1 pseudogene is annotated in these 24,642 nt (G+C 75.4%); it reads left to right on the top strand.

The window, feature by feature from the left end:
• Positions 1-9 precede the first annotated feature (9 nt).
• Positions 10-24,642 (top strand): annotated as a pseudogene (locus OG439_RS13095) (SDR family NAD(P)-dependent oxidoreductase); the annotation flags it as partial.

Raw genomic sequence — 24,642 nt, 5'->3', positions numbered from 1 at the left:
GGAGGACCCGTGGGCACGCCCGATGCCAAGCTCGTCGAGGCGCTGCGGAAGGCGCTGCTCGACAACGCGCGGCTGACGAAGGCCAACGCCGCCCTGACCGCCGAGGCGGCCGACGACCCGATCGCGGTGGTCGGCATCGGCGTGCGGCTGCCGGGCGGGGTGACCGATCCCGCCGGGATGTGGGCGTTCCTCCGGCGCGGCGGCGACGGGATCATGTCGTTCCCGGCCGACCGGGGCTGGGACCTCGACGGGATCTACGACCCGGACCCGGACGCGGCGGGCAAGTCCTACGTGCGCTCCGGCGGGTTCCTGGCCGACGCGCCCGCGTTCGACCCCGAGTTCTTCGGCATCTCCCCGCGCGAGGCCCTCGCCATGGACCCGCAGCAGCGCCTGCTGCTGGAGACGTCGTGGGAAGCGCTGGAGTACGCCGGCATCGCGCCGACGGCGTTGCGCGGCGAGCGCGTGGGCGTGTTCACCGGGCTGTCCTACCAGGGCTACGGCGGCGGTGCGGCGCCCGTGGAGCTGGAGGGACTGCTCGCGACCGGCTCCGCGGGCAGCGTCGCGGCGGGCCGCGTCTCGTACGTGCTGGGCCTGCGCGGACCGGCGGTCACCGTCGACACGGCGTGTTCGTCGTCGTTGGTCGCGATGCACCTCGCGGGCCAGTCGCTGCGTGCGGGGGAGTGCCGGCTGGCGCTCGCCGGCGGCGCCACGGTGATGGCGACGCCCGGGGTGTTCCTGGAGTTCTCCCGCCAGCGCGGCCTGGCCGCCGACGGCCGCTGCAAGTCCTTCGCCGACGCCGCCGACGGCACCGGCTGGGCCGAGGGCGTCGGTGTGCTCGTGCTGGAGCGGCTGTCCGACGCGCTGCGCGAAGGACGTGAGGTCCTGGCCGTGGTGCGGGCCACCGCGGTGAACCAGGACGGCGCGTCCAACGGCCTGACCGCCCCGAGCGGCCTAGCCCAGGAAGAGGTGATCCGCGAGGCCCTCGCGGCGGCCAAGCTGTCCACAGTGGACGTCGACGCCGTCGAGGCGCACGGCACGGGCACCGCCCTGGGCGACCCGATCGAAGCCGACGCTTTGCTGGCCACGTACGGCCAAGACCGGGAAACCCCGCTGTGGCTGGGTTCCCTGAAGTCGAACATCGGCCACGCCCAAGCCGCGGCGGGCGTCGCGGGCGTGATCAAGATGATCCTGGCCCTTCGGCACGGCATCCTCCCGAAGACGCTGCACGTCGACGCACCGTCGTCCCAAGTGGACTGGACGGCCGGCGCGGTGCGGCTGCTGACCGAGGAGACACCGTGGCCCGCGCTGGACCGCCCGCGCCGGGCGGCGGTGTCGTCGTTCGGGGTGTCGGGAACGAACGCACACGTCATCCTGGAGCAGGCGGCCTCTGTGTCCCCTGCGCCTACGTCGGCTGCGCCGGCGATCGTGCCGCTGGTGCTCTCGGCGCGTTCACCGCAGGCGCTGGTCGCGCAGGCGGACCGGCTCGCGACCGCGCTCGAATCGCAAGATGACCTCGCGGCCGTCGCCGGTTCCCTGGTGTCGTCGCGGGCGCTGTGGGAACACCGCGCCGTGGTGGTGGCCGCCGCCCCCCTTGCCGCCCTGCGTGCTTTGGCGGCGGGTGAGTCTCACCCGGGTGTCGTGCGCGGGGAGGCCGACTCCGCCGGGGTCGGCGTCGTGTTCACCGGCCAGGGCGCGCAACGCGCCGGGATGGGCCGGGAGCTGTACGAGACGTTCCCGGCGTTCGCATCGGCATTCGACACCATCTGCGCCGACCTCGACCCGCACCTGACCGTCCCGCCGCTCGCTGAGCCTGGCGCCGACGTGGATCCGCAGGTTGCTGTACCGCCGCTCGCCGAGTCCGGCGCCGACGTGGATCCGCACGTCGGCGTCTCGTTGCGGGACGTGGTGTTCGCCGAGCCCGGCACCGACCTCGCCCGGCTGCTGGACGACACGGCGTACACGCAGGCCGCCCTGTTCGCCGTCGAGGTGGCGATGTACCGCCTCGCCGAGTCGTGGGGCGTGCGTCCGCGCGTGGTGTCCGGGCACTCGCTAGGCGAGCTGACCGCGGCGTACGTCGCCGGCGTGTGGTCGGCGGCCGACGCCGCCAAGCTGGTCGCCGCGCGCGGCCGGCTCATGTCGGCCCTGCCCGCGGGCGGCGCGATGGTCGCCGTCGCCGCGGCGGAAGCCGAGGTCCGCGCCGTCCTGGCCGAGCACGGGGGACCGGTAGAGATCGCCGCCGTCAACGGCCCGACGGCCGTGGTGCTGTCCGGCCCGGCGGACGACGTGCGCGCCGCCGCGGAAGCCCTCTCGGCCCGCGGCCACCGGACCCGCGCGCTGACGGTGAGCCACGCGTTCCACTCGGCACTGATGGACCCGATGCTCGACGAGTTCCGCGCAGTGGCGGAAACACTCACCTACCGTCCCCCGGCCATCCCGGTCGTCTCCGCGGTGACCGGCGCCCTCTCCGCCGACCTCTGCTCGCCCGAGTACTGGACCAGCCAGGCGCGCGAAACCGTGCGCTTCGCCGATGCCCTCTCGGCTCTCGGTGAACTCCCGGTCTCGGCACTGCTGGAACTCGGCCCGGACGGCGTTTTGACCGCGATGGCGAAGTCCGTCGAAGGTGCACCGCCCGCGGTCGCCCTGACCCGCCGCGACCGTCCCGAGCCCACGACCGCGCTGACCGCTCTGGCCGAGCTGTTCGTCCGCGGCGCCGTCGTCGAGTGGGGCGCGATAGTGCCTCGCCCGGCCCACCCGGTGCGCCTGCCCACGACGGCGTTCCGTCGCCGCCCCTTCTGGCTCACGGCCGAACCCACGGCCACTCTGGACCAGGGCGAGGACGCCGACTTCTGGCGCGCAGCCCGAACCGGCGACGCAGCCGCGCTGGACCCCGCGCTGGCCCCCGACGACCAGGCCGCGCTAGCAGCGGTCCCCCCGGTCTTGTCCCGCTGGCGAGCGGCCCGCCGCGACGACTCCGCGGTCCGAGACTGGACCTACGAGGTCACCTGGGACGAGATCACCGAGCCCACCACCCGTCCCGCGACCGGCCGCTTGCTGGTACTGGTCGACCCCGACGACGACGGCACACTGGCCGCAGCCTTCGCCGGGACGGCTGCCGGTGTTTCGGCGGACCGCACCCAGCTCGCCGGTGCCGGGCCCCTCGGTGTTGCCACGGTTGAACCTTCGCCGGATCGCGCGGCGAGAATTGCCGGACGCGAGCCGGTTGACGGCGTCGTCGTCGAACTCTCCCTGGATCGCGCCACGCTCGCCGCGCGGATCGCTGATGCCGGGCCCCTCGACGGCGTCGTGTGTCTGCCCCGGCGGGCGGAGCAGCTCGTCGTCGTCGTGCAAGCCCTGGCGGATGCCGGGGGCGCCGCGCGGATGTGGTGCGTTACCCGCGGTGCCGTGCGTACCGGGCCCGCCGACACCGCTCCCGACCCGCGGGCGGCGCAGCTGTGGGGCCTCGGCCAGGCGGCAGCGCTGGAACACCCGGGCCGCTGGGGTGGCCTGCTCGACCTGCCGTCCGAAATGGACGGTGACCTGCCCGCCCGCGCGGTCGCCCTGGTGACCGCGAACGGCGGCGAAGACCAGCTCGCCCTCCGCGCGAATGGCACCTTCGCCCGTCGTCTGGCCCGCGTGGAGGACACAAACGCCGAAGGCTGGCGGCCGCGGGGCACCGTCCTGGTCACCGGTGGCTCCGGCGCGCTCGGCGGCCACGTCGCCCGCTGGCTCGCCCGTGCCGGCGCCGATCACCTCGTGCTGCTCAGCAGGGGCGGCACCGCGCCGGACCTGACCGGCACCCGTGTCACGACCGTGGCCTGCGACGTCACCGATCGCGACGCCCTCGCCGCCGTGATCGCCCAGTACCCGCCCGACGCGGTCGTCCACACCGCGGGGGCGGCCGCTGATGCGACCGCGCTGACCGACCACGACGTAGCAGGGTTCAGTAAGGCCGTAGCCGCCCGCGTCGAGGGCGCGGCGATCCTCGACGACCTGCTCGACGGCCACCCGCTCGACGCGTTTGTGCTGTTCTCCTCCGTCGTCGGCGTGTGGGGCTCGGCCGGGCAGTCCGCGCCCGCCGCCGCCAGTGCTTACCTCGACGCGCTCGCCGAGGCTCGTCGTGACCGCGGTAAGCCCGCGCTCGCCGTCGCCTGGGGGCCGTGGGCTGGGACCGGTGTTGTCGGCACCGCGGCCGACACCGAACGGCTGCGCCGGCGCGCGGTGCTGACCATGGAACCCGACCTGGCCCTGACCGCGCTGAACCGCGTGCTGCGCGGTGACCGGGCCGCCGTGGTCGTCGCGGCCATGGACTGGCCCCGCTTCGCCCCGATCTTCACCGCCGCGCGGCCGAGCCCGTTCCTGCGTGGGCTGCCCGACGCGCGGGACGCCATCGACGCCGCCGAAGCGGCCGTCGCCGCCGATCGGTCGGTCACCAGTGGGCTGCGTGCCCGGCTCGAAGGCCTCGACACCGCTGCCCGGCACGCCGAGCTCACCACGCTGGTCCGTGCGGAGGCCGCGCTCGTCCTCGGTAGCGAGGACGCCATCGGCCGGACGCGTGCCTTCCGCGACGTCGGCTTCGACTCGCTGACCGCCGTCGAGCTGCGCGACCGGCTGGTCACCGCCACCGGCGTCGCCCTGCCCGCGACCGTCGTGTTCGACCACCCGAACCCGGCCGCGCTGGCCGAGCACCTGCACGCCGAAATCCTCGGCGTGGACACCGTGGTCACCGCCCCGGTCGCCGCAGTGACGGTCACCGACGACCCGATCGTCATCGTCGGCACCGGCCTGCGCCTGCCCGGCGGCGTCGACAGCCCCGAATCGCTCTGGCACCTCCTCGAAGCGGGCGGCGACGCCATTTCGGGGTTCCCGGCCGACCGCGGCTGGGACCTCGACGCGCTCTACAACCCCGACGCCGACGTCGAGGGCACGACCTACACCCGCTCCGGCGGCTTCCTGCACGACGCGGGCGACTTCGACCCCGGCTTCTTCGGGATCGCGCCGCGCGAAGCCCTCGCCATGGACCCGCAGCAACGCCTGCTGCTGACGACGTCGTGGGAAGCGCTGGAGTACGCGGGCATCGACCCGGGATCGCTGCGCGGCCAGCCGGTCGGCGTCTTCAGCGGCCTGTACTTCCAGGGTTACGGCGTCGGCTCGCGCGAGCCGGGCCTCGAGGGCCTGCTGGGCACCGGGACGGCGTCGAGCGTCGCGGCCGGGCGCGTGTCGTACCTGCTGGGCCTCGAAGGGCCGTCGGTCACCCTGGACACGGCGTGCTCCTCGTCGCTGGTCGCGATCCACCTGGCCGCCCAGGCGCTGCGCTCGGGCGAGTGCTCGCTGGCGCTGGCCGGCGGCGTGACGGTGATGGCGACCCCGGGCGTGTTCGTCGGGTTCTCGCGCCAGCGCGGGCTGAGCGTCGACGGCCGCTGCAAGTCGTTCGCCGAAGCCGCCGACGGCACGGGCTGGGCCGAAGGCGCCGGCGTCGTCGTCCTGCAACGGCTGTCCGACGCGCGCCGCGAAGGCCGCGAAGTGCTCGCCGTGGTCAAGGGCACCGCCGTCAACCAGGACGGCGCCTCCAACGGCCTGACCGCGCCCAGTGGCCGGGCCCAGCAGGGCGTCATCCGGCAGGCACTGGCCAACGCCGGGCTGTCCACATCGGACGTCGACGCCGTGGAGGCTCACGGCACGGGCACGGTCCTGGGCGACCCCATCGAAGCCCAGGCCCTGCTGGCCACCTACGGCCGGAACCGGGAAACCCCGCTCTGGCTGGGGTCGCTGAAGTCCAACGTCGGGCACACGCAGGCCGCGGCCGGGGTGGCCGGTGTGATCAAGATGATCATGGCACTGAAGCACGGCGTGCTGCCGAAGACGCTGCACGTCGACGCGCCGTCGTCCAAAGTGGACTGGACGACCGGCGAGGTGCGGCTGCTGACCGAGCCGACGCCGTGGCCCGCGCTCGACCGGCCGCGCCGCGCGGCGGTATCGGCGTTCGGCGTCTCGGGCACCAACGCCCACGTCATCCTCGAAGGCGCTCCCGAATCCACTGTGGACGAAGAGCCCAGCGTCGGACTGATGCCGTTGGTGGTGTCCGCTCGATCGGAAACCGGTCTGAACGACCAGGCCGAGCGGCTCGCGGACCATCTGACCGGACGCACAGATCTCGGCGCCATCGCCGGTTCGCTGCTCGCCTCACGCACGGTGTGGGAACACCGCGCCGTGGTCCTCGCCGCCGACGCCGACGAGGCAGTCGGACGGCTCCGCACCCTCGACGGCACCGGCGTGGTCCGAGGCGTCGCCGACCCGGCCGCACCCGGTATCGCCGTGCTCTTCACCGGCCAGGGCGCCCAGCGGCCGGGGATGGGCCGGGAGCTGTACGCCGCGTTCCCCGCGTACGCCAAGGCGTTCGACGCGGTGTGTGCCGAGCTGGACCGGGGCCTGACCGGGCTGCCGCCGGTGCGGGACGTCGTGTTCGCCGCGCCGGGCAGCGACCTCGCGGCCCTGCTCGATGACACCGTGTTCGCCCAGGCCGGGCTGTTCGCGGTCGAGGTCGCGATGACGCGGCTCGTCGAAACCTGGGGGGTGCGGCCCGAGATCGTGGCCGGGCACTCGCTGGGTGAGCTGACCGCCGCGCACGTCGCCGGCGTGCTGTCCCTGCCCGACGCGGCGACGCTCGTCGCGGCCCGCGGCCGGCTGATGTCGGCGCTGCCCGCCGGCGGCGCGATGACCGCGATCGCCGCGCCCGAGAGCGAGGTGGTCCCGCTGCTGGGCGACCGCGTCGCGCTCGCCGCCGTCAACGGCCCGGAATCCGTGGTGATCTCGGGTGACTACGACGCCGTGCACGCCGTCGCCGAGCTGTTCGCCGCTCGCGGGGTCCGCACGAAGGCCCTGACGGTGAGCCACGCGTTCCACTCGCCGCTGATGGACCCGATGCTGGCCGACTTCCGCGAGGTCGCCGCGCGGCTGACCTACGCCGAGCCGGTCATCCCGGTCGCCTCCACCGTGACCGGCGACCGCGCCGGCGCACTGTCCACCCCGGACTACTGGGTGGAGCAGGTCCGCCGCCCGGTGCGGTTCGCCGACGCGGTCGCCGCCCTCGGCCCGCGGCCGGTGCTGCTGGAACTGGGCCCCGACGGCGTCCTCAGCGGACTCGCCGCCGCCCTGCCGAGCGGGCCCGCGGCGGTCGCGCTGACCCGGCGGGACCGGCCCGAGGTGACGTCCGCGCTCACCGCGCTGGCGGAGGTGTTCGTCCGCGGCGGTGACGTCGACTGGGCCGCGCTCGCCCCGCGGCCACGCCGGTTGCGGCGGCTGCCGGCCACGGCGTTCCAGGAGCGGACGTACTGGCTGCCCGCCGGCACCGGCCTCGCCGACGTGTCGGCGGCCGGGCTCACCGCGGCCGGGCACCCGCTGCTCGGCGCCGTCGTCGAAGCCCCCGAGACCGGCGGCGTGGTGCTGACCGGCCGGATCTCGCGGTCGCTGCACCCGTGGCTGGCCGACCACGTCGTCGCCGGTAGCACGGTCCTGCCGGCCGCCGCGCTGGTCGAGCTGGCGATCCGTGCCGGCGACCACGTCGGCTGCCCGACCCTGCGTGAGTTCACTGTGGACACTCCGGTTGCGTTGCCGGAGAACGAGGTCCGGCGTGTCCAGATCGCCGTCGGCGCGGCCGACGACGACGGAAAGCGTGAGGTCAGCGTCCACTCCCGGCCCGACACCGAGGGCGCGGCCTGGACCAAGCACGCCACCGGCCGGCTCGGCGCGGGCGTCTCCACACCCGCCGCCGTGACCGGCGAATGGCCGCCGTCCGGCGCGGAACCGGTCGACCTGACCGGGTGCTACGACGGCCACGACTTCGGTGACGCCCTGCGCGGCCTGACCGCCCTGTGGCGCCGCGGCTCGGAGCTGTACGCCGAACTCACGCTGCCCGAAACGCTGTCCGCCGACGGCTTCGCGATCCACCCGGCGCTGCTCGCCGCCGCACTGCACCCGGTGCTCGTCACCGACCCCGGCACCGCCCCGCTGACCCCGGCCGCCTGGACCGACGTCGCGATCCACGCCACCGGCGCCCGCGCGGTGCGGGCCCGGCTGACCCCGGCCGGCGACGGCGTCGCGCTGCACCTGACCGACCCCGACGGCCTGCCCGTGCTCACCGCCGCCACGGTCCGCCACCAGCGGACGGAAGCGGCCGCCACCAACTCCACCGACGTCCTCTTCGGCGTCGACTGGACACCTCTCGACGTGCCTTCGGCCGCGTCTGACTCGACGTCGCAGGTCGTCACCGAACTCACCGAGACGGCCACGGCCGGGGACTACGTCCTGCTGCCGGTGCCCGCGGGTACCGGCAGCACCGAACCCGAACGCGTCCGGTCCACCGTGGACGTCGCGCTCAGAGCGATCCAGACGCTGCTCACCGAGCCGCGCTGGGCCCGGACCCGGCTCGTCCTGCTCACCCGCAACGCCGTCGCCACCCGGGACGACGAGACCGTCGACCCGGTCGCCGCCGCGGTGTGGGGGCTGGCGCGCTCCGCCCAGTCGGAACACCCGGACCGTCTCCTGCTCGCCGACGCCGACGCCGACGGGATCCCGGACACGGCGACCCTCGACGCCGCGGTCGCCGCCGGCGACGGGCAGCTCGCCGTCCGCGACACCGGCACGTGGGTGCCGCGGCTGACCCGGGTCACCACCGGCCCACCCGCCGTCGCCTTGGACCCGGCCGGCACCGCGCTGATCACCGGTGGCACCGGCGCGCTCGGCGCCGTCGTGGCCCGGCACCTCATCACCGTCCACGGCTGCGGCACCGTCGTGCTCGCGTCCCGTCGCGGCCAGGACGCCGACGGCGCGCCGGACCTCGCCGCGGAGCTGCGGGAGCTGGGCGCCCGCGTCGAGATCGTGGCCTGCGACGTCGCCGACCGCGAGCAGGTCCGGGCGCTGCTGGCCGGGCTGCCCGCGCCGCTGACCGCCGTCGTGCACACCGCCGGCGTGCTGGAGGACAGCGTCGTCACCTCGCTCGACGCCGCCGCGGTCGACCGGGTGTTCCGGCCCAAGGTCGACGCGGCCACCCACCTCGACGAACTGACCCGGGATCTTGACCTGGCCGCGTTCGTCCTGTTCTCCTCCGCCGCGGGTGTGCTGGGTGGTCCCGGCCAGGGCAACTACGCCGCCGCGAACACCTACCTCGACGCGCTCGCCACCCGCCGCCGCGCCGCCGGACACGCCGCCGTGTCGCTCGCCTGGGGCATGTGGGCCCGCGTCGGCATGGGCGGGCGGCTCGACACCGCCGACACCGCGCGGATGGCCCGCTCGGGCATCGGCGCGGTGGACGTCGAGCACGGCATGCGGCTGCTCGACAGCGCGCTCGGCGCGGACCGCGCGGCCCTGGTCCCGGTGGTCCTCGAACCGGCGATCCTGCGCGACTACGCCCGGCTCGGCGTGCTGCCCGCGATCTTCCGCGGCCTGGTCGGCGGCGTCCGCCGGGCCGCGCGCGACGGCGACCCGACCGGCGGCCTGCCGGACCGGCTCGCCGGGCTCGACCCCGCCGAACAGCTCGCGGTGCTGACCGACCTGGTCCGCGCCGAGGCCGCCGTTGTGCTCGGCGACGCCGAGGGTGTGGGCGCGTCGCGGGCCTTCCGCGACGCCGGGTTCGACTCGCTGACCGCGGTGGAGCTGCGCAACCGGCTCACCGTGAAGACCGGCGTCAACCTGCCTTCCACGGCCGTTTTCGACTACCCCAACCCGGAAGCGCTGGCCGGGCACCTGCACGCCGAACTCGTCGGGTCCGCCGCGCCCGCCACGGTGGCTTCGGCCGCGACCGCCGTCGACGACGACCCGATCGTCATCGTCGGGACCGCGCTGCGCCTGCCCGGCGGCATCGACAGCCCCGAAGGCCTGTGGGAGCTGCTGCTCGACGGCGGTGACGCGATCGCGCCGTTCCCCGCCGACCGCGGCTGGGACCTCGGCGACCTCTACGACGCCGATCCGGACGCCTCCGGCAAGACCTACGTCCGCCACGGCGGCTTCCTGACCGGCGCCGGGCTGTTCGACCCGGAGTTCTTCGGGATCTCGCCGCGCGAGGCCCTCGCCATGGACCCGCAGCAGCGGCTGCTGCTGACGACGTCCTGGGAGGCCCTGGAACGCGCCGGCGTCTCACCGGTTTCGTTGCGCGGCAAGAACATCGGCGTCTTCCACGGCGCCGCCTACCAGGGTTACGGGCTGGGCGCGCGGACCACCGGGCTGGACGGCCTGCTGGGCACCGGCTCGACGACCAGCGTCGTCGCCGGACGGGTGTCGTACGTGCTCGGGGTGCAGGGCCCGTCGGTCACGGTGGACACGGCGTGTTCGTCGTCGCTGGTGGCGATGCACTTCGCGGCGCAGGCGCTGCGTTCGGGTGAGTGCTCGATGGCCCTGGCCGGCGGCGTGACCGTGATGGCGACCCCGGCGACGTTCGTCGAGTTCTCGCGCCAGCGTGGTCTCGCGCCCGATGGTCGTTGCAAGCCGTTCGCCGAGGCCGCCGACGGCACCGCGTGGGGTGAGGGCGCCGGGGTCGTCGTGCTCCAGCGCCTCTCCGACGCGCTGCGCGAAGGCCGTCGCGTGCTGGCGGTGGTGAAGGGCACCGCGGTCAACTCCGACGGTGCGTCCAACGGCTTGACCGCCCCGAACGGTCCCGCGCAGCAGGCCGTGATCCGTCAGGCGCTGGCCAACGCCGGACTGTCCACTTCGGACGTCGACGTCGTCGAAGCCCACGGCACCGGGACGACGCTGGGCGACCCGATCGAGGCTCAGGCGCTGCTGGCGACCTACGGGCAGGACCGGCCCGACGACCAGCCGCTGTTGCTCGGCGCACTGAAGTCGAACCTCGGTCACATCCAGGCCGCGTCCGGGGTCGCGGGCGTGGTCAAGATGATCCTGGCCCTCGAGCACGGCGTGCTGCCGAAGACCCTGCACCTGGACGAGCCGTCGTCCCATGTGGACTGGACGGCGGGCTCGGTCCGGCTGCTCGGCGAGCAGACCCCGTGGCCGGAGACCGGCCACCCGCGCCGGGCCGCCGTGTCGTCGTTCGGCGTCTCCGGGACCAACGCCCACGTCATCCTCGAACAGCCGCCGCACGCCGAGGCCGCCGACCGGCCCGCCGAGCCCGTCGGCCCGGTCCCGCTGGTGGTTTCGGCCCGTTCCGAAGCCGGTCTCGCCGCACAGGCCGAACGGCTGGCGGCGCACCTGGCCGCGACACCGGACGTCCGGATCACCGACGTCGCCGGTTCACTCGTGTCCGCCCGGGCCGCGTGGGAACACCGCGCCGTGGTGCTCGCCGACGATCCCGGCCAGGCCGTGACCGTCTTGCGCGAAGGCGGCGCCATCCGGGGTGAAGTGGACCACGCCGGTGCCGGTGTCGCGGTCCTGTTCACCGGCCAGGGCGCGCAACGCGCCGGGATGGGCCGGGAACTCCACGCGGCGTTCCCGGTGTTCGCCACTGCCTTCGACGCGGCCTGTGCGGAACTGGACCGGCACCTGCCGGAACACCCGCCGGTCCGCGACGTCGTCTTCGCCGAGCCGGGTACCGACCTCGCCGCGCTGCTGGACAACACCGTGTTCACCCAGGCCGGGCTGTTCGCGGTCGAGACGGCGATGTTCGCGCTGGTCCGCTCGTGGGGCGTCCGGCCGCGCGCGGTCGCGGGCCACTCGCTGGGCGAGATCACCGCGGCCCACGTCGCCGGGGTGCTGTCCCTGGCGGACGCCGCGAAACTGGTGGCCGCCCGCGGCCGGCTGATGTCGGCACTGCCTGCCGGCGGCGCGATGGTCGCGATCGCCGCGTCCGAAGAGGACGTCGTCGCCGCGCTCGACGGCCGCGTGTCGCTGGCCGCCGTCAACGGGCCGGAATCCGTGGTGATCTCCGGTGAACACGACGCCGTGCACGCCGTCGCCGTCGCCGACGCATTCGCGGCCCGCGGTTGCCGCACGAAGACGTTGGCCGTCAGCCACGCGTTCCACTCGCCGCTGATGGACCCGATGCTGGCCGAGTTCGCGGCCGTGGCCGAGACGCTGGAGTATCGGCCGCCGACGATCCCGGTGGTCTCGATGGTGTCCGTCACCGCCGACTGCGCCACGCCCGAACACTGGGTCGAGCAGGTCCGCCGCCCGGTCCGGTTCGCCGACGCCGTCGGCGCGCTGGCCGGCCGGTCGCTGCTGGTCGAGCTGGGCCCGGACGGCGTCCTGAGCGGGCTCGCCGGCGCGCTGCCCGGCGCCCCCGCCGCGGTCGCGCTGACCCGGCGCGACCGGCCCGAGGTGCCGGCGGCGATCCGCGCGCTGGCCGAGGTTTTCGTCCGCGGCGAGGACGTCGACTGGACCGCGCTGCTGCCCGCGTCGCGGGTGCTGGTTCCGGTGCCGACGACGGCGTTCCAGGACCGGCGGTTCTGGCTGGAGCCCCAGGAGTCCGGCAGTGCCGCGGCGCTGGGCCTGACGCCGGCCGCGCACCCGCTCGTGGGCGCGGTCCTGGACACGCCCGGCTCCGACGGCGTCGCACTGGCGGGCCGGTTGTCGCAGGCCCTGCAGCCGTGGCTGGCCGACCACGCCATCGGCGGGGTCGTACTCCTGCCGGGCACCGCGCTGGTCGAGCTGGCCGTGCGCGCGGGTGACGACGTGGGCTGCCCGGTGCTCGACGAACTCGTCATCGAGGCGCCGCTGCTGCTGCCCGCGGACGCCGTGCTGCGCCTGCAGGTCGTCGTCGGCGAGCTGGACGCGACCGGTCGCCGCGCGGTTTCGGTGTACACCCGCCCGGAGACCGGCGACGCGAGCTGGACGCGGCACGCGGCCGGGTTCCTCGGCACCGCCGTGCCGGCCGCCGCCGCGGCACCCGCGGTCTGGCCGCCCGACGGCGCGCTCCCGCTGGACCTCGACGGCTTCTACACCGCACTCGCCGACCACGGTTACGGCTACGGGCCGGCTTTCCAGGGCCTGACCGCCGTCTGGTCGCACGGGCCGGAGCTGTTCGGCGAGGTCGTCCTGCCGGAAGCCGCGTCCGACGACGGGTTCGCGATCCACCCGGCCCTGTTCGACGCGGCCCTGCACACCGCGCTCGTCACCGCCGGTTCGGGCGAGCGCGACGGCATCGAACTGCCGTTCGCGTGGAACCGCGTCGCCGTCCACGCCACCGGCGCGACCACGGTCCGCGTCCGCGTCACCCCCGCCGCGGACGGCGGGATGGCGGTCGAGCTGAGCGATCCGGCGGGCACGCCGGTGCTGTCGGTGGGCTCGCTGGTCAGCCGGCCGGTCACCGCCGCGAAGCTCGACGCCGGACCCGGGATCGGCGCCCTCTACCGGGTTTCCTGGACGGAGCTGCCCGCGGCCGGTGAACAGAACGCCGTCCCCACGAAGACGATCACCGGCCCCGCCGACCTGGCGGGCGAGGGTGAAGCGGATCTGCTCCTGCTGCCGGTGACCACCGCGCAGCTCCCCGACGACGCCCGGGCCGCGGTCACCAGCGTGCTCGAGACCGTCCAGGCGTTCCTCGCCGACGACCGGTGGCGAGCCGCCCGGCTGATCGTCGTCACCGACGGCGCCGTCGACCCGCTCGGTGCGCACCCGGCCGATCCGGCGGCCGCGGCGGTCTGGGGCCTGATCCGCTCGGCCCAGCTGGAGAACCCGGGCCGGCTCGTGCTGGCCGACACCCAGGACACCGTCGGCAGTGCGCTGGCCGCGGCGATCGAGGCGGGGGAGAGCCAGTTCGCCGTCCGTGACGGCCGGATCCTGGTGCCCCGCCTGGAAAAGACGCTCCCGGACACCGACCGGCCCGCCGGGTTCGACCCGGCCGGGACGGTGCTCGTCACCGGCGGCTCCGGCACCCTCGGCGGCCTGGTGGCCCGGCACCTGGTGACCGTCCACGGCGTCCGGAGCCTGCTGCTGGCCTCCCGGCGTGGCCCGGCCGCGCCCGGCGCGGCGGAGCTGACCGCCGAGCTGCGCGACCTCGGCGCCGAGGTGCGGCTGGTGGCGTGCGACGTCGCCGACCGCGACCAGGTCCGCGCGCTGCTCGCCGACGTCCCGGCGACCGCGCCGCTGACGGCGGTGGTGCACACCGCCGGCGTGCTCGACGACGGCACCTTCGACGCCCTCGACGCCGCCCGCGTCGACGCCGTGTTCCGCCCGAAGGCCGACGCGGCGGTATACCTCGACGAGCTGACCCGCGACCTCGGCCTGAGCGCGTTCGTCCTGTACTCCTCGGTCGCCGGGGTGCTCGGCAGCGCCGGGCAGGCCAACTACGCCGCGGCCAACGCCTTCCTCGACGCGCTGGCCGCCCGCCGCCGCGCGGCCGGGCACCCGGCCGTGTCCCTCGCCTGGGGCATGTGGGCCGAGGCGAGCACCATGACCGCGGGCCTCGGCGAGGCCGACGACGCCCGCGTCGACCGCTCCGGCATGACCCGGCTCGACGCCGCCCGTGGCCTGCGCCTGCTCGACGCGGCGCTGACCGCCGACGACGCCGTGCTCGTGCCGGCCGCGCTGGACCTGCCGGTACTGCGCGGGCACGCCCGTGCGGGCGTCCTGCCGTCGATCCTCTGGGGCGTGGCCGGCCGCGGCCGCCGGACCGCCCAGGCGGCGTCGGCGTCCACCGGCCTGCTCGCCGAGCTCGCCGGCCTCGATGCCGCCGGGCAGCTGGCCGCGCTGACCGAGCTGGTGCGCACCGAAGCCGCCGTCGTCCTCGGCAGTGGTGCGGGAATCGGTGTGGCGAAAGCGTTCCGCGACGCCGGGTTCGACTCGCTGACCGCGGTCGAGCTGCGCAACCGGCTGACCGCCGCCACCGGCGTGACGCTGCCCGCGACCGTCGTGTTCGACTACCCGAGCCCGGCCGTCCTGGCCGAGCACCTGCACGGTGAACTGGCCGGCGACGCGGCCCCCGAAGCCCCCAGTACCGCGGTCGCGGTGCGCACGGCGGCGGCCGACGACCCGATCGCCATCGTCGGGATCGGCGTCAAGCTGCCCGGTGGGGTGGCCACGCCCGAAGACCTGTGGGACCTGCTGCGTCGCGGCGGGGACGGGATCACCGAGTTCCCGTCCGGTCGTGGCTGGGACGCGGAGAGCCTCTACGACCCCGATCCGGACGCCGCGGGCAAGACCTACACCCGCCACGGTGGTTTCCTGCACGACGCCGGGCAGTTCGACCCCGCGTTCTTCGGCATCTCGCCGCGGGAAGCCCTGGCGATGGATCCGCAGCAGCGGCTGCTGCTGGAGACGTCGTGGGAGGCCGTGGAGCGCGCCGGGATCGACCCGATGTCGCTGCGCGGGCAGCGGGTCGGCGTGTTCACCGGCCTGATGTACTACGACTACGGCATGGGCGCCCAGGCCGACGGCCTGGAAGGTCTGCTGGGCACCGGCGGTTCGGGCGGCGCGGCCGCCGGGCGCGTCTCCTACGTGCTCGGGGTGCAGGGCCCGTCGGTCACGGTGGACACGGCGTGCTCGTCGTCGCTGGTGGCCATCCATCTCGCCGCGCAGGCGCTGCGCTCGGGTGAGTGCACGATGGCGCTGGCCGGCGGCGCGACGGTGATGGCGACGCCAGGCCCGTTCATCGGGTTCTCCCGTCAGCGCGGCCTGGCCGCCGACGGCCGGTGCAAGTCGTTCGCCGAGGCCGCCGACGGCACCGCGTGGGGCGAGGGCGTCGGGGTGCTGGTGCTGCAGCGGCTGTCCGACGCGCGCCGTGAAGGCCGTGAGGTGCTGGCCGTGGTCCGGGGGAGCGCGGTCAACTCCGACGGCGCGTCCAACGGCCTCACCGCGCCGAACGGGCCCGCGCAGCAGGCCGTCATCCGCCAGGCGCTGGCCGACGCCGGACTGGCCGCAGCGGACGTCGACGCCGTCGAGGCGCACGGCACGGGCACGACACTGGGCGACCCGATCGAGGCGCAGGCCGTGCTCGCGACCTACGGCCAGGACCGGGAAACGCCGTTGTGGCTGGGCTCCCTGAAGTCCAACGTGGGGCACACCCAGGGCGCCGCCGGCGTGGCCGGGGTGATCAAGATGGTCCTGTCGATGCGGCACGGGCTGCTGCCGAAGACCCTGCACGTCGACACGCCGTCGTCCAAAGTGGACTGGACGGCCGGTGCAGTACGCCTGCTGACCGAAGAGACGGCGTGGCCCGAGCTGGGCCGGCCGCGTCGCTCGGCGGTGTCGTCGTTCGGCGTCAGCGGCACCAACGCGCACGTGATCGTCGAACAGGCGCCCGCCGCTGTGGTCGAGGCGGCGCCGGATGCGCCGGCGATCGTCCCGGTCGTGGTGTCGGCCCGCTCCCGGCGCGGCCTGACCGCGCAGGCGGCCCGGGTCGCCGCGCACCTGGAGGCGGGTCACGACCTCACGGCCGTGGCCGGTTCGCTGCTGTCGTCGCGGGCCGTGTGGGAACACCGCGCCGTGGTGCTCGCGGGTGACCGCGACGCCGCCGTGGCCGGGCTGACCGCCGTCGACGGCCCCGGCGTCGTCCGCGGCGAGGTCGATCCCGAGACCTCGGGTGTCGGGATCGTGTTCACCGGCCAGGGCGCGCAGCGGCCCGGGATGGGACGCGAGCTGTACGACGCCTATCCGGTGTACGCCGAGGCATTCGACGAGGTCTGTGGCGCGCTGGACGCGCACCTCGACGGCCGGCCTGCCGTGCGGGACGTGGTGTTCGCCGAGCCGGGCACCGATCTGGCCGCGCTGCTGGACGACACGGCGTTCACCCAGGCCGGGCTGTTCGCCGTCGAGGTGGCGATGTTCCGGCTCGTGCGCTCGTGGGGCGTCCGGCCGAAGCTGCTCGCCGGGCACTCGCTGGGTGAGCTGACCGCGGCCCACGTCGCCGGGGTGCTTTCGCTGGCGGACGCGGCGAAACTGGTCGCCGCTCGCGGCCGGCTGATGTCGGCGCTGCCCGCCGGGGGCGCGATGGTCGCCGTCGCGGCCACCGAGGGCGACGCGCTCAAGGCCATCGAGGCGGTCGACGGGCACGTCTCGATCGCCGCGGTCAACGGGCCCGAGTCGGTCGTGCTCTCCGGCGCGCACGAGCCGGTGCACGCCGTCGCCGGCCGGCTCGCCGCCGAGGGGCGCAAGACGTCGGTGCTCACGGTGAGCCACGCGTTCCACTCGGCGCTGATGGACCCGATGCTCGACGAGTTCCGGGTCGTCGCCGAAACGCTCACCTACCGGTCGCCGGCCATTCCGGTCGTCTCCGCGGTGACCGGCACTTTCGCCGACGACCTGGGCTCGCCGGACCACTGGACGGCCCAAGCGCGCCGGACGACGCGGTTCGCCGACGTCGTCACCACCGTCGCCGGGCGCTCGCCCGCGCTGGTGCTCGAACTCGGCCCGGACGCGGTGCTGTCGGCCTTGGTCGCGGCGGCCGGCGCCCCGGCGGTCGCGCTGACCCGGCGCGACCGGCCCGAGGTGGCCACCGCGCTGACCGCGCTCGCCGAGCTGTTCGTGCGCGACGCCGGCGTCGACACGTCCGCGCTGCTCGCCGGGCCGCGACGCGCGGTTCCGGTGCCCACGACGGCGTTCCAGCACACCGAGTACTGGGTGCGCCCGGCCACCGGCGGCAACGCCGCCGGTCTCGGCCAGGCGGCGCTGGACCACCCGCTCGCCGGCGCGGTCGTGGAGATCCCGGGTGGCGGCTTCGCGCTGACCGGGCGCGTCTCACGCGAACTGCAGCCGTGGCTGGCCGACCACGTCGTCGACGGCGTGCTGCTGGTGCCGGGGGCCGCGCTGGTCGAGCTGGCGCTGCGGGCCGGCGCGTACGGCGACTGCCCGATGCTCGACGAGCTCGTGATCGAGGCGCCGATGCTCGTCCCGGAGACCGGCGCCCTGGACCTGCGGGTCGTCGTCGCCGAGGTCGGCGACCTCGGGCGCCGCGCGGTCGCGGTGCACTCGCGGCCCGACGACGTGTCCACTGTGGACGTCGAATGGACCCGGCACGCCACCGGCTACCTGACGCCGACCGTGCCCGCCGCCCTGCCGGACGCCACGGCGTGGCCGCCCGCGGACGCGGAACCCGTTGCCCTGGAAGACTTCTACGACCTGCTCGCCGAGCAGGGTTACGACTACGGCCCGGTCTTCCAGGGGCTGACCGCCGCTTGGCGCCGCGGCCCGGAGACCTTCGGCGAACTGACCCTGCCCGAGACGGCCGAGGCGCGCGGGTTCACCCTGCACCCGGCGTTGCTCGACGCCGCCCTGCACGCCGGTTTCCTCGCCGGGGCCGAGAGCGGCGGCGCCCTCGGCGTCCCGTTCGCCTGGAACCGGATCGCGCTGCACGCGCCGGGCGCGGACCGCCTGCGCGTGCGCGTCGCCCCGGCCGCCTCCGGCATTTCGGTGGACCTGACCGACGAAACCGGGGCGCCGGTCCTGTCGGTGGCGTCCGTGGTGAGCCGCCCGCTGCAGGTCGTCACGCCGCGGCGTGACGACCTGCTGTTCGGCCTCGACTGGGTCCCCTGGGCCGAACCGGCCGTCGCCGAACCCGGCGTCGTGCGCGGCATCGCCGGCCCGGACGACCTGACCGGCGCCGACTGGTACGTCCTGCCCGTGGCCGACGGAACGTCACTGCGCGAGGCGACGGCCGACGTGCTGGCCGTGCTGCGCGCGTTCCTGGCCGACCCGGACCTGCGGGACGCGCGGCTCGCCGTCGTCACCCACAGCGCGGTCGACGCGGCCGGAACCGTCGCCGACCCGGTGCTCGCCGCCGTGTGGGGGCTGGTGCGCGCGGCCCAGGCCGAGGAACCCGGCCGCGTGCTGCTGGCCGACCTCGACACCGGGGACGCGCCGATGGACGTCCTCGCGGGTGCCGCGTCGGCGCAGGAGTGGCAGGTCGCCGTACGCGACGACGCCGTGTGGGTCCCGCGTCTGAACCGCGTCAATGCCGAACAGACGGACGTCGCCACCCTCGATCCGGCGGGCACGGTCGTGATCACCGGCGGCACCGGCGCGCTGGGCGCGGTCGTGGCCCGGCACGTCGTCGCCACGCACGGGATCCGCAGCCTGGTGCTCGCCTCCCGGCGCGGGCTCGCCGCCGACGGCGCGGCCGAACTGGCCGCGTCGCTGCGGGAACTGGGTGCGCGGGTCGACGTCGTGGCTTGCGACGTTTCCGACCGTGACCAGGTCCGCGGGCTGCTGGCCGCCGTCCCGGCCGACGCGCCGCTGACGGCCGTCGTGCACACCGCCGGCGTGCTGGACGACGGCATGATCGGCACCCTCGACCCGGACCGGCTGGCCACGGTGTTCGGCCCGAAGGCCGACGCGGCGAGCCACCTCGACGAGCTGACCCGCGACCTGGACCTGGCGGCGTTCGTCCTGTTCTCCTCCGTCGCCGGCACGCTCGGCAGCGCCGGGCAGGGCAACTACTCGGCGGCCAACGCGTTCCTCGACGCCCTCGCCGCCCGCCGCCGCGCGGCCGGGCACCCGGCGGTCTCGCTGGCCTGGGGCCTCTGGGCCGCCGAGGGCAGCGGCATGACCGGCGGGCTCGGCGCGGCGGACACCGCGCGGATGGCGCGGTCGGGCATCAAGGCGATCGACGCCGAGCAGGGCATGCGCGCCCTCGACACCGCACTGGCCGCCGACCGCGCAGTGCTGGTACCGCTCGCGCTGGACCTGCCGGTCCTGCGTGGCCACGCGCGCGCCGGCGTGCTGCCGGCGACCCTGCGCGAGATCGTCGGCAAGGTCCGCCGCCCGGCGGACCGGACCACGGCGGCCGGCGGCGTGCTGTCCCGGCTGGCCGGTCTGGACGCCGACGCGCAACGCACGCTGCTCACCGACCTGGTGCGCGCCGAAGCCGCCGTCGTGCTCGGCGGGACCGACCCGATGGCCGTCTCGACGGCGTTCCGCGACGCCGGGTTCGACTCGATGACCGCGGTGGAACTGCGCAACCGGCTGAGCACGGCCACCGGTGTCACGCTGCCCGCGACGGTCGTGTTCGACTTCCCGAACCCCGCCGCGCTCGCCGGGCACCTGCTCGGCGAACTGGTCGGCGAGGACGACGTCCGTGTGGTGACGGCGGCGGCCGGTGCGCTTGCCGACGACCCGATCGTGATCGTCGGCATGGGCGTGCGGCTGCCCGGCGGCGTGGCGACCCCGGACGGCCTGTGGGACCTGGTCCACGAGGGCCGCGACGCCGTGTCGGCGTTCCCCGAGGACCGCGGCTGGGACCTCGGGGCGCTGCTCGGCGGCGACCCGGACGCGACGGGCCGCTCGGTCACCCGTTCCGGCGGCTTCCTGCACGACGCGGGCCTGTTCGACCCCGGCTTCTTCGGCATCTCGCCGCGTGAGGCCCTCGCCATGGACCCGCAGCAGCGGCTGCTGCTGGAGACGTCGTGGGAGGCTCTCGAACGCGCCGGAGTCGATCCGACGTCGCTGCGCGGGCAGGACGTCGGCGTCTTCACCGGCCTGATGTACCAGGGTTACGGCGCGGGCGTCCGGTCCGCGGAACTGGAAGGCCTGCTGGGCACCGGTTCGGCGAGCAGTGTCGCCGCGGGCCGGGTGTCGTACGTGCTCGGTGTGCAGGGCCCGGCCGTCACGGTGGACACGGCGTGTTCGTCGTCGCTGGTGGCGATCCACCTGGCGGCCCAGTCGCTGCGCTCCGGCGAGTGCTCGGTCGCCTTGGCCGGTGGCGCGACGGTGATGGCGTCGCCGTCGACGTTCGTCGAGTTCTCCCGCCAAGGCGCGCTGTCGGCCGACGGCCGGTGCAAGTCGTTCTCGGACGACGCCGACGGCACCGGATGGGCCGAGGGCGTCGGCGTCGTGGTGCTTCAGCGGCTGTCCGACGCGCGCCGCGAAGGCCGCCCGGTACTGGCCGTGGTCAAGGGCACGGCCGTGAATCAGGACGGCGCGTCCAACGGCTTGACCGCGCCGAACGGCCCGGCTCAGCAGGCCGTCATCCGCCAAGCGCTGGCCAACGCGGGCCTGCGTCCGTCCGAAGTGGACGCCGTCGAGGCCCACGGCACCGGCACCATGCTCGGTGACCCGATCGAAGCGCAGGCCGTCATCGCGACCTACGGCCAGGAGCGCGACGAGCCGCTGTGGCTCGGCTCGCTCAAGTCCAACATCGGCCACTCCCAGGCCGCCGCGGGTGTCGCGGGCGTGATCAAGATGATTCTCGCCATGCGGCACGGCGTACTGCCGCGCACACTGCACGCCACGACGCCCTCGTCCAAAGTGGACTGGGAGTCGGGTGCCGTGCGGCTGCTGACCGACGAGGTCGCCTGGCCCGAGCCCGGCCGTCCGCGCCGCGCCGGCGTGTCGTCGTTCGGCGTCTCCGGCACCAACGCGCACGTCATCATCGAACAGGGCCCGCCGCCCGCCCCGGCCGACGCCGGCGACGGCACAGCGGTGCCCGTGGTGCTGTCCGCACGCTCGGCCCGTGGCCTGGCCGCGCAAGCCGAGCGCCTGGCGGACTTCCTGACCGCCGACGGGGACGCGTCGCTGCCCGAGGTGGCCCGCACGCTGCTGACCGGCCGAGCCGCGTGGGACCACCGCGCGGTCGTCGTGGCCGGCGACGTCGAGACGGCGATCGACGGCCTGCGCGGCGTCGCCGGCGGCCGGTCGGTGACCGGGGTGCGCACCGGGGCCGTCGTCCCGGCCACCGCGGGCGGGACCGTGCTGGTCTTCCCCGGCCAGGGCACGCAGTGGGCCGGCATGGGCCGCGACCTGCTCGGCACCGAGCCCGCGTTCGCCGCCCGGATGGCCGAGTGCGAACGCGCGCTGGCGCCGCACTTCGACTGGACGCTCTCCGACGTCATCGCCGGGGCACCCGGTGCGCCGGGCCTGGACCGCGTGGACGTCGTCCAGCCGGTGTCGTGGGCGGTGCTGGTCTCGCTGGCCGCGCTGTGGCAGGCCGCCGGCGTGCGACCTGACGCCGTGGTCGGCCACTCGCAGGGTGAACTGGCCGCGGCCTGCGTCGCCGGGGCGCTGTCCCTCGAGGACGCCGCGAAGGTGATCGCCGTACGCAGCAACCTGATCCGCGACGAGCTGTCCGGGCACGGCACCATGCTGTCGGTGCTGGCCGGGGCCGACGTGGTCGAGCCACTGCTCGGCGACCTGGCCGACCGGGTGTCGATCGCCGCGGTGAACGCACCCGACTCCGTCACGCTGTCCGGCGAATCCGAGGCGATCGACACCGTCGAACGCCGGCTGGCCAAGGCGGGGATCATGCGCTGGCGGCCGGAAGGCGTCGACTTCGCCGCCCACACGGCCCAGGTCGAGCTGCTGCGCGAGCGCGTCCTCGCGGCGCTGGCGGACCTCTCACCGCGTACCGCCGAGACCCCGCTGCTGTCCACGACGACCGGCGAGTGGGTCGACGGCGAGGAGCTGGACGCCCGGTACTGGTACGAGAACATGCGCCACCCGGTGCGGTTCGCCGACGTTACCCGGACGCTGGCCGAGCGCGGGTTCCGGGTGTTCGTCGAGGTCGGGCCGCACCCGGTCCTGACCACCGCGCTGGGGGAGACCCTGGACGACGCGGGAGTGCGTGACGCCGTCGTGTGCGGCACCCTGCAGCGCGGCCAGGGCGACCGGGGCCGGTTCCTGGAGTCCCTCGCCGAGCTGTTCGTCCGCGGTGTCGCCGTCCGGTGGCCCGCGAGCCCGGCGACCGGGTCGGTCGCGGCCGTGCCGACGTCGGCGTTCCAGCACGAGCACTTCTGGCTGGTGCCGCAGGCCGCCACCGATGCGGCCGGGCTGGGTCAGACGGCGCTCGCGCACCCGGTGCTCGGTGCCGCGGTCGAGGACCCGGACACCGGCGGTGTCGTCCTGACCGGGCGGCTCGCACTGGCCACGCACCCGTGGCTGGCCGACCACGCCGCCCACGGCGTCGTCCTGGTCCCGGGTGCGGCGCTGGTCGAGCTGGCCGTCCAGGCCGGCGACCGGGTCGGCGCGTCGGTGCTGGAGGAGCTGGTGATCGAGGCGCCGATGCTCGTGCCCGAGACCACCGCGCTGCGCGTCCACGTCGTCGTCGGCGCGGCCGCGGAACCGGACGGCCGCCGAACCGTCGTGATCCACTCGCGTCCCGAGACCGACGGCGCGGACTGGACCCGGCACGCCTCCGGGACGCTCGCAGAAACCACGGTGCCCGCCGGTGCGGGGCTGCGCGAGTGGCCGCCCGCCGGCGCGCAAGCGATCGAGGTGGGCGAGCTGTACGACGCCCTCGGCGCCCGCGGGTACGACTACGGCCCCGCCTTCCGCGGCCTGACCGCCGCCTGGACGCGCGGTGACGAAATCTTCGCCGAAGTGACGCTGCCGCCGCAGGCCGGCGGCACCGGGTTCGTCTTCCACCCGGCCCTGCTCGACGCCGCCCTGCACGCGCCCATGCTGGCGCCGGGGGACAGCGGCGAAGTCTCGCTGCCGTTCGCGTGGACCGGTGTCGCGGTGCACGCCACGGCCACCGGCGCCGTCCGCGTCCGGCTCACCCCGGCCGACGGTGGCGTCGCGATCGACCTCGCCGACACCGCGGGTGAACCGGTCCTCTCGGTCGGCTCGCTGGTGACCCGGCCCGTCTCGCCCGACCAGCTCACGACCGGCCCGGACCGCGGGACCGACGGGCTCTTCGGCATCGACTGGACGGTGCTGCCGGTCCCGGCCGGTCCGCCGGTGGACGCCGTCTTCCTCGACGGTCCGGCGGATCTGGCCGAGGCGGGCGCCCCGCCGTGGCTGGTGCTGCGGCCCGGCGCCGGTGAAGACGGCGAGCCCACACCGCGGCGGGTGCGGACCGTGCTCGCCGACGTCCTCACGACGCTGCAGACCGTGCTCACCGACCCGGCCCGGGAGGACACCCGGCTGGTCGTCACCACTCGGAACGCCGTGGCCACCGAGACCGCTGACCCGGTCGCGGCGGCCGTGTGGGGCCTGGTGCGCGCGGCGCAGACGGAGAACCCCGGCCGCGTGTTGCTCGCCGACCTCGGCACCGACGGCGACCTGCCGCCGGACGTCGTCACGCCGGTCACCGACGCGGGCGAGTGGCAGATCGTCGTCCGGGACGAGCGGGTGCTCGTGCCCCGGCTGGCGGCCGGGACGTCGGAGTCCGCCGGCGACCTCCCCTGCACGTTCGGCCCGAAGGGCACGGTGCTGATCACCGGCGGCACCGGCACGCTGGGCTCGCTGGTGGCCCGGCACCTGGTGACCGAACACGGCGTCCGCGACCTGATGCTGGTCTCGCGCCGCGGCGGCGGTGCGGACCTCGGCGCCGAGCTGCGGGAGCTGGGGGCGCGCGTCGAGGTGGTGGCGTGCGACGTCGGCGACCGCGACCAGGTGCAGGACCTGCTCGCCCGGGTTCCGTCGGACGCGCCGCTGGCCGGGGTGGTGCACGCCGCGGGCGTGCTCGACGACGGCGTGATCACCGCGCTCGACCCGGCGCGGATCGACACCGTCTTCGGCCCGAAGGCCGACGCGGCGGTGCACCTCGACGAGCTGACCCGCGACCTCGGCCTGACGGCGTTCGTGCTGTTCTCGTCGGTGTCCGGCCTGCTCGGCAGCGCCGGGCAGGGCAACTACGCCGCGGCCAGCACGTTCCTCGACGCGCTCGCGGCCCGCCGCCGCGCCGCCGGGCACCCGGCCGTCTCGCTGGCGTGGGGCCTGTGGGCGCAGGCCAGCGGGATGACCGGCGACCTCGGCGAAGCCGACTTCGCGCGGATGGCGCGGTCGGGGATGACGGCGCTGGACGCCGCGCAGGGCCTGCGGCTGTTCGAC

This window comes from Amycolatopsis sp. NBC_01307, assembly GCF_035975215.1.
Taxonomy (GTDB): domain Bacteria; phylum Actinomycetota; class Actinomycetes; order Mycobacteriales; family Pseudonocardiaceae; genus Amycolatopsis.
This window is presented reverse-complemented; position numbering and strand designations above follow the sequence as displayed.